1 protein-coding gene is annotated in these 804 nt (G+C 76.7%); it reads left to right on the top strand.

What is annotated here, in order from left to right; genetic code table 11:
* On the top strand, positions 1 to 795 hold a 795-nt coding region (locus tag C667_RS23545), incomplete at its 5' end, for an MFS transporter (protein ID WP_004391307.1).
* Positions 796 to 804 lie beyond the last annotated feature (9 nt).

Raw genomic sequence — 804 nt, forward strand, 5'->3', positions numbered from 1 at the left:
TGGCGGGGGCTGCGCACGGCGCTCGGTGACGCGGGTTTCGCCCGCCTGCTCGCGGTGTTCGCGGCCAACGGCATCGCCGCCGCGATCCCCTCGGCCACGGTGCTCTTCTTCGTCGCCGACGTGCTGCAGGCCGAGGCGCTCGCCGGCGCCTTCCTTGCGCTCTACTTCCTCGCCGCGGCGGCCGGACTGCCTTTGTGGACGCGGCTGTCGCAGCGCGTCGGCAAGCTGCGCGCCTGGCTCGCCGGCATGGCGCTGGCGGTGGCGGTGTTCGCCTGGGCGGGCCTGCTCGGCAGCGGCGACCTGGTCGCCTACGCCTGCATCTGCGTGCTCTCGGGCCTCGCGCTGGGCGCGGATCTCGCCCTGCCGCCCTCGCTGCTCGCCGACCTGCTGGCGCGTGGGCGCGAGCGGGCGCCTTCGCAGCACACGGAGGGCGCGGTCGGCGTGACAGGCGAAGCGCGCGCGCACGACGCAGCCGCCTGTGTGCCCACGCTCGAGGCGGGCGCCTGCTTCGGCTGGTGGAGCTTCGTCACCAAGGCCAACCTGGCGCTCGCCGCCGGCCTGGCGCTGCCGCTGCTCGCGCTGCTCGGCTATACGCCGGGCGCGCGCGAGGCTGCGGCGGTCGGCGCGCTCGCGGCGGTGTACGGCTTCGTGCCGGTCGTGCTCAAGCTCGTGGCGATCGGGCTGCTGTGGCGCTGGCGGGATGCGATCGAGTCGGGCGCGGAGGAGCTCCCGCCGCCGCTGGCGCCGTGTGCCGGCCCGGCGGAGTCCGCCGCGCGCGGGGCGGAGCGGTCGTAGGCGCGAGGC

The organism is Thauera phenylacetica B4P (assembly GCF_000310225.1).
GTDB lineage: Bacteria > Pseudomonadota > Gammaproteobacteria > Burkholderiales > Rhodocyclaceae > Thauera > Thauera phenylacetica.